10 protein-coding genes are annotated in these 6805 nt (G+C 60.0%); 6 read left to right on the forward strand and 4 right to left on the reverse strand.

Annotated features, from left to right (window positions below; all coding sequences use genetic code 11):
• Positions 1–102: 102 nt before the first annotated feature.
• A complete protein-coding gene (locus tag AC2FNC_RS19500) occupies positions 103–618 on the reverse strand; it encodes a hypothetical protein (RefSeq protein WP_480623515.1) in 516 nt (171 codons plus the stop codon).
• Between the two features lie 87 nt (positions 619–705).
• On the opposite strand from AC2FNC_RS19500, the gene AC2FNC_RS19505 reads away from it, so the two are divergent.
• Positions 706–1236, forward strand: coding sequence for a prolyl-tRNA synthetase associated domain-containing protein (locus AC2FNC_RS19505; protein WP_480554744.1), 531 nt, complete (start codon positions 706–708; stop codon positions 1234–1236).
• Here the strand turns inward: AC2FNC_RS19505 and AC2FNC_RS19510 are convergent, their stop codons facing one another.
• The gene (locus tag AC2FNC_RS19510) at positions 1237–1974 is read right to left on the reverse strand and encodes an aspartate/glutamate racemase family protein (RefSeq protein ID WP_480554845.1); all 738 of its coding nucleotides are present in this window, start codon (positions 1972–1974) and stop codon (positions 1237–1239) included.
• Positions 1975–2046: 72 nt separating this feature from the next.
• Positions 2047–2628 carry an FMN-dependent NADH-azoreductase gene (locus AC2FNC_RS19515; protein ID WP_480554743.1) on the reverse strand — a complete coding sequence of 194 codons (582 nt, stop codon included), beginning with the start codon at positions 2626–2628 and terminating at the stop codon, positions 2047–2049.
• Positions 2629–2747: 119 nt separating this feature from the next.
• Here AC2FNC_RS19515 and AC2FNC_RS19520 point away from each other — a divergent pair, with 119 nt between their 5' ends.
• From AC2FNC_RS19520 to AC2FNC_RS19530, 3 genes are all read left to right on the forward strand, one after another.
• Entirely contained in the window at positions 2748–3626 is an 879-nt protein-coding gene (locus AC2FNC_RS19520) for a LysR family transcriptional regulator (protein WP_480494788.1), read from the forward strand.
• Positions 3623–4537 (forward strand): DMT family transporter, encoded by a 915-nt coding sequence (locus tag AC2FNC_RS19525; RefSeq protein ID WP_480473918.1) that lies wholly within the window; start codon positions 3623–3625, stop codon positions 4535–4537. Before AC2FNC_RS19520 ends, AC2FNC_RS19525 begins: the two co-directional genes overlap by 4 nt.
• A 125-nt stretch (positions 4538–4662) precedes the next feature.
• Positions 4663–5076 carry a universal stress protein gene (locus tag AC2FNC_RS19530; protein WP_480473917.1) on the forward strand — a complete coding sequence of 138 codons (414 nt, stop codon included), beginning with the start codon at positions 4663–4665 and terminating at the stop codon, positions 5074–5076.
• Here AC2FNC_RS19530 and AC2FNC_RS19535 read toward each other — a convergent pair.
• Entirely contained in the window at positions 5073–5408 is a 336-nt protein-coding gene (locus tag AC2FNC_RS19535) for an ArsR/SmtB family transcription factor (RefSeq protein WP_480473915.1), read from the reverse strand. The two genes, AC2FNC_RS19530 and AC2FNC_RS19535, sit on opposite strands and share 4 nt — an antisense overlap.
• Positions 5409–5492: 84 nt before the next feature.
• Here AC2FNC_RS19535 and AC2FNC_RS19540 point away from each other — a divergent pair, with 84 nt between their 5' ends.
• Entirely contained in the window at positions 5493–6404 is a 912-nt protein-coding gene (locus tag AC2FNC_RS19540; RefSeq protein ID WP_480494686.1) for a DMT family transporter, read from the forward strand.
• A 184-nt stretch (positions 6405–6588) separates the two neighbouring features.
• The coding region (locus AC2FNC_RS19545) for an AtpZ/AtpI family protein (RefSeq protein WP_496716372.1) at positions 6589–6805 on the forward strand (217 nt) is incomplete at its 3' end.

The following is a 6805-nucleotide window of genomic DNA, read 5'->3' on the forward strand; positions in this document are numbered from 1 at the left end:
AAGCTGACCACCGATGACATGGCCCGATACGACGCGCGCCTGTCCGAAATGGTGACACCGGCTGACCGAGCCTGGCTGGAGCATGGACAAGTCCTGTAATCGTCAGGCCTGTTCCTTCGTGTCTTGCTGCTGCGCGGGCAGCCATGCATTGACCGCGTCAACCAGTTTATGCGCGCCGCGCCCGTTCGAGAACGCATCGACAATCGGATGACGCCCTTCGCTCATTCCCTTGTCCAGCACCAGAACCGGGCGATACAGCGTCGAACTGCTGCTGTCGCTTCGGAAAGTCGAGCTTTCAACTTCGGCATGGGACAGGCTGGACAGCTGATGCTCGACCGCTTCATAGCCAAAGACAGACTGCCTGCGGATCAGAATGCGGTTCTTTGTGCGGTCCAGAATGACCTGAACCCGCCGCACGAAAACGCAGAACGCCCCGACACCTAGCCCGCCGCCGATTAGTGCAAAGAACAGCCCGAACCAGATATTCTCGCCGCCGTCACTGACCATGACCAGCCCTGCGCCGACAAAGGCCAGTATGAAAAAGACCAGCATGATTCCGATGAACCAGGGCGTGTCGGCAAGGATCAGTTGGGTCGGAGTGTTTCGTGTGACTTTCATGGCGGCACGCTAGCACCGTTTTCTGCTCTGCCCCAGCTTGAATTCGCCGCCATGTTGCGCGATGAGCGCTACAAACAGGAGGGCCCCATGGACGCATCATCCACATTTCAGGATACATTGCCGCTCAGTTCTGACGCGCTGTTGGCGCAGCTGGATGATTGGGGGCTGCCCTACCGCCTGCACACCCATGTTCCCTTGCGCACGGTCGAGGACTCCAAGGCCGTAGAAGGCCGGTTCATGGTGCCGGGCGAGAAAGCGTTGCGGGTCAAGAACCTGTACCTGCGCGACAAGAAAAAGCGCAACTACCTGGTGACGCTGGAACAAAGTCGCGAGATCGACCTCAAGGCGCTGGGCGCAGAACTGGGTGTCGGCACCCTGTCTTTCGGTTCGGCAGACCGGCTGTTGCAGAACCTTGGTATTCGCCCCGGCGCGGTCAGCCCGCTGGCGATGATCAACGGTGTGCAGAACGATGTGCAGTTCTTCATGGACGCTGCCGCCCAAGGGGCCGATGTGATTTATATGCACCCGTTGGTCAATGACCGTACCGTTGTGATGAAACAATCCGACGTGATGGCGTTCTTCGATCGCATCGGTTGCACCGTTACGTGGCTGCCCTGATCACTCAAGCGCCAGTTTCAGCGCGGCGGCGACATGCGCGGCGGACGGGTTGATGAACAGGTGCCCGTCGGCCTCGAATACCGGGTCATCCAGATGGTTTGGAAAGGCAAGCGGCAACTCGGTACAGGCCAGCAGAATGGCGGTTCCGGGACGGGCATGTTTGTTGCAAAAGGCCAGCAACCTTGCGCGCGCTGCATCAGAGGCACCACCGTAGAAATCACTGTCGATCATGGCCTGCATCTCGGAAATCTCGGGGTCGGGCAGCCGCGCATTCGCAGTGATGCCCTCGGCCGCCAGACGATCCGCATAGTTGGTGGCCTGCATCGTCACGGTTGTTCCAAGCACCAATGCGTTAGACACGCCTGTGTTGGCCGTGGCCTCTGCCGTCGCGTCGAAAATGCTGAGAATGGGCATGGAAACACCCTGTCTGATCGCGTGCAGCCGCGCGTGTGGGGTGTTGGACGCTATGATGCCAAAATCGCATCCTGCACGCTCCAGCGTCAGCAGCGCGTCGCGAAACACCGCATCAAACGCCGCCCAGCTGGCTTCGTCCCCTGCGACACCCCGCAGGGCGCGGGTCCTGGCCTGTGTGACAGATTCGATGGTCATGGTAGGGATCGGCAGGGGCGCGCCGTGGCCGCGCGCCGCAAAGTAACGCCCGGCACCCTCGGCAATCGCCCTGTAATAGTCCACGGTCGACGCCCAGCCCACACCGCCAAGAATTCCGATCTTCTTCATGCGCGCCATCCAGTCCGCCAGTTCCATCTGACCAGCAGACTGGACGTTTCAGGGCTTATTGACCAGTGGCGATCAGGCCGCCAGTTCTGTTACCGCCTTTTTGGCGCTTTCCAGCGCGGCTTCGGGGTTCACCGCCATCTGATCCGCGGCGATGATCGCTACATCATGGATGCCGATAAAGCCCAGAACGTGACGCACATAGTTGGTGGCAAAGTCGATCTCGGATCCGACAGCGGTACCGCCCGACGCGATTGCCAGAATGGCGCGTTTACCCTCCAGCAACCCTTTTGGGCCGTTCTCCGAATAGGAAAAGGTCAGGCCCGCGCGGGCGACCAGGTCGATCCAGGCCTTGAATGCAGCGGGGACCGAGAAGTTGTAGATCGGCAGGCCGATAACGATGGTATCAGCCTCTTGCAATTCGGTCACCAGCGCGTCCGAAAGGGCCAGCCGGTCGCGTTGCAGGTCGTCGCGCTGCTCGGCCGGAGTAAAGTTGGCGGCGATCCAGTCTTCGGTCAGCAGGGGCAGGGGGGTGGCCAGATCTCGGCGGACGATGCGGGCGGCACCCAACTGCCGGACAATGCGGTCAGACAGGTCGCGGGTGGTCGAACCCGCGCGGCGGGCAGAGGCGTCGATATGCAGGATGGTTTTAGCCATTTTTCGGGTCCTTTAGGTCAGGGAAATCTTGTTCTGATCCCAATATGGCTGTTGCGCTTGCGAACAAAACTCGGATACATCAACAGCTATTGTTAGAAATTGCACAGAACGGTGTGACGATGGACAATTGGGATGAGGTGCGGACCGCCTATCAGGTGGCGCGCATGGGAACCGTCAGCGGCGCGGCCGAGGTTCTGGGCGTGCACCACGCCACAGTGATCCGCCACATCGACGCGATCGAGGCCCGGTTGGGTGTCAAACTGTTCCAGCGCCACGCGCGGGGATATACCCCGACCGAAGCGGGCGACGATTTGCTGCGCGTGGCGCAGGCCACCGAAGACCAGTTCAACCAGCTTGTCGGCCGGATGAAGGGGCGCGGTGACGATGTATCGGGTGAACTGGTGGTGACGTCGCTGGGCTCCATCGCGCCTTTGGTGGTGCCGACGCTGACCGAGTTTCAAAAGATGCACCCCGAGCTGATCGTGCGCTACCTGACCGGAGACCGCCTGTTCCGGTTGGAATATGGCGAGGCGCATGTTGCAATCCGCGCGGGATCAGCCCCGGATCAGCCCGACAACGTTGTGCAACCCTTCCGGCAGGAAGAAGTCGGCCTCTATGCCAGCACCTCTTATATCGAACGGCACGGCAAACCTTCGGGCATCGAGGATTTCGGGAACCACCACTTCGTCAGCTCTGACGATGAAGGCAGCCGAGCGCCGTTCACCCGGTGGCTGCGCAACACGGTATCCGCCGACCGCATTACCTTTCGCTGCACCAACAATTTCTGTATGCGCGAGGCCGTTCTGGCTGGGGCCGGTATCGGCTTCATGGCCCGTTGGGAGGCCGCCCGTCATGAAAGTCTGGTCGAAGTGATCGACCCGCTTCCGGAATGGTTCGGCAACCTGTGGCTGGTGACCCATGTGGACCTGCACCGAACCACCAAGGTGCAAACGTTCCTGAGTTTTCTGAAAGAGGCCTCCAAAGGCTGGTGCCCATGAATCCGCAGATGCGCGGCCATCTGGCCATGCTGACTTTTTCGGCCCTTGTTGCAGGCAGTTTCTCGCTTGGGTCGATGATTGCCAACGAAATTGCCCCTGCTGCCCTGAATGCGGTGCGCTTTGCCTTCGCGGCTGTGGTGATTGGTGTGGCGGCCTTGGCAACAACCGGTCTGCCCCGCAGTGCCGCGCAGGCGCCCTGGCGGTATCTGGTGCTGGGCGGGTTGTTCGCCACCTACTTTGTCCTGATGTTTTACGGGCTGCAAACCGCCCCGCCGGTCAGCGCTGCCGCGGTTTTCACCCTGACCCCCGTTGTCTCGGCCATTGCGGGCTGGGTCCTGCTGCGCCAGATCACCACGCCGCGCATGGCAATAGCCCTGTCCATCGGTGCGATTGGGGCGCTGTGGGTGATCTTTCGGGCCGACTGGCAGATGTTCCGCGCCTTCCAGATCGGCGAGGGCGAGGTCATCTATTTCTGGGGATGCGTCGCGCACGCGATTTACACCCCCATGATCCGCAGACTGAACCGCGGAGAACCTGCCGTCGTGTTCACGTTCGGTACGCTGGTTGCCGGGTGCCTGTTATTGGTCCTGTTCGGCTGGTCTGACCTGAAAGCGACCGATTGGGCTGCCCTTCCCGCCATTGTCTGGATCGGGTTGTTCTATATCTCGTTCTTCGCAACGGCGGCCAGTTTCGTCCTGGTGCAGTTCTCCTCGCTCCGGCTGCCGTCGGCCAAGGTCATGGCCTATACCTATCTGGTGCCAAGCTGGGTGATCCTGTGGGAAATCGCGCTGGGCAAACCAGTCCCGACGGGATTGATCCTGGGCGGTGTGGCGCTGACGGTCATTGCGCTGCTGATGCTGCTGAAAGAAGAGGCCCCGCGCTCCATTCCCCAACGCCGGGCAGCTGAGTAACGCCGCTCCCGGTCTGAAACCGGTACAGATTGCCCACGAATTCCAAAAGCAGAATCTGTTGAGCCAGATCAAGGCAGGCCCTTGGTCTCAGGACTACCTTGGAAGGCGGACAAAAGGAGGAGATTATGTTCAAACATATCATGCTGCCGATTGACCGCCACCTGCCGCCCGAGGTTCGCAAGGCCGCAGATGTCGCCGCGCAGGTGGCAAAATGGCAAGGCGCCAAGATCACTCTGGTCAGTGTCAGCGGGGCCCATATGGGTGCATCCTCGGAAACCGAGGCCGAGATAGACAAGCAACTGGCCGACTTCACCGAACAGCTTGTATCAGAAGGCGCGGGCGAGGTCGCGGTGCGCAAGATACACTCGGTTGATGTTGCTGCCGAAGTGGACAGCGACCTGACCCGCGCGGCGGAAGAGATTGGTGCAGACCTGATCATCGTGGGCACCCACGCGCCCCGGATCACCGACTACATCTTTTCCAGCCACGCCGGATATCTGGCCAAACATGCCAGCATGTCGGTTTTCGTCGTGCGCTAGGCCTCATCCGAGATCGGAAGCTCGACTTCCAGAAACCGTTCGAACGCATCCAGGTTGATGGGTTCGAACTGACCGAACCCCTGCATCCAGACCGAAGCAGTGCGCAACGCGTCGGGTTCCAGCTTGCACCACTTCACCCGGCCGCGCTTTTCCTGTGATATCAGCCCGGCTTTAGTCAGGATGACCAGATGTTTCGAGATCGCCGCCAGCGACATCTCGAACGGCTCGGCGACATCCGTCACGGCCATATCGTCCTCCAGCAGCATCGCCAGAATGGCGCGGCGGGTGGGGTCGGCAAGGGCCGCGAACACGGTGTCGAGATCGTTGGACATGGGTCTTTCCTAATGGGCGAGAACCCGTTTGACAATTTACCCTATCACGTCACTGTGCAGCGGTGATGCGCAAAGGGGGCGGCTATGGCGCTGAAATACTGGCTGGTGATCTGCGTCCTTGGCATCGGGTGGGGCATGTCTTTCATGTTCAACGCCATATTGCTGCGCGAACTTGGGCCGCTATCCGTATCGTTGGGACGGGTTGCATTTGGGGCTCTGGGCTGTTGGATCTATGTGATTGCCGCCCGTATGCCGGTTCACCTGACACTCGGGCGCGCCATTGGACTGCTGGGGTTCGGGGCGCTCAGCTATGCCGCTCCATTTGCGTTCTATGCGCTTGGGCAGCAGCATATCGCATCCGGCGTGGCAGGGATCGTGAATGCGACAACACCGGCCTTTGCCGTCATCGTTTCGCATTTTTGGCCCGGAAGCGAGCGTGCGACGCTGTTGAAATCCCTTGGCGTAGTGTGCGGCTTCATTGGGATTGTCGTGTTGTCCGTCCCGATTTTGCACAATGGCGAAACATCTCAGTTCTGGGCGGTTCTGCTGACCCTGTGCGCACCCATATGTTACGCGTTTTCTGTCAACATTGCGCGGGCCTTCCGCGACATGCAGCCGGTGGTGCTGGTCGCCCTGGCACTGACCGGGGCGGCCTTGGCAATTTTACCCTTGGCACTTTGGCGTGAAGGCCTGCCGATGATCGAGCGCACTGAAACATGGCTTTCGTTGTTGATGATCGGATTTGTGCTGACCTCGGCCGCTTTCATTGCCTTCTACTGGTTGCTGCCCAGAGTCGGGCCAACCAACATTTCGACCGTCACGCTGATCGCACCGGTTTCCGCCCTGATACTTGGAACCTGGGTTTTGGGGGAAACTCTGCAACCCGAACATTTGATGGGCATGGCGGCGATTTTTGCCGGGCTCTTGCTGATCGACGGACGCCTTGTTCGACGCCTGTGGCCGCAGCTAGCGCGCAAAGATCAACCAAAAGGTTGAATATGGGTTTTGGGGCGATTACTGCCGCTCAGGCCAAAGGCAGGCAATTCGATCGGGCGAGCAAGCCGAAAATAACAGTTTAAAAACAATTTATTAGCCTGCGTCATTTCACACCATCAACGCCGTTGACTCTGCGCCTTTCGCGCCTTAGCACCATGCGCAAGACAGCGCGAGGATTCCGTCCGTGACCGATGACGACCAAAAGCAGCGTATGGCGCAGCTTGAGGCCAAGATCGAGGCGGCGAAAAAGGCCAGAAAGCCGGCTGCCCGCGCTGACAGTGACATATCCGGGGGCGAGCTTGCCTGGAGGATGGTCATCGAAATGGTTTCCGGTCTTGGGATCGGATTTGGCATCGGATACGGGCTGGACAGCCTGCTCGGGACGATCCCGATCTTTCTGG

This window comes from Ruegeria sp. BHSA123 (genome assembly GCF_059613425.1).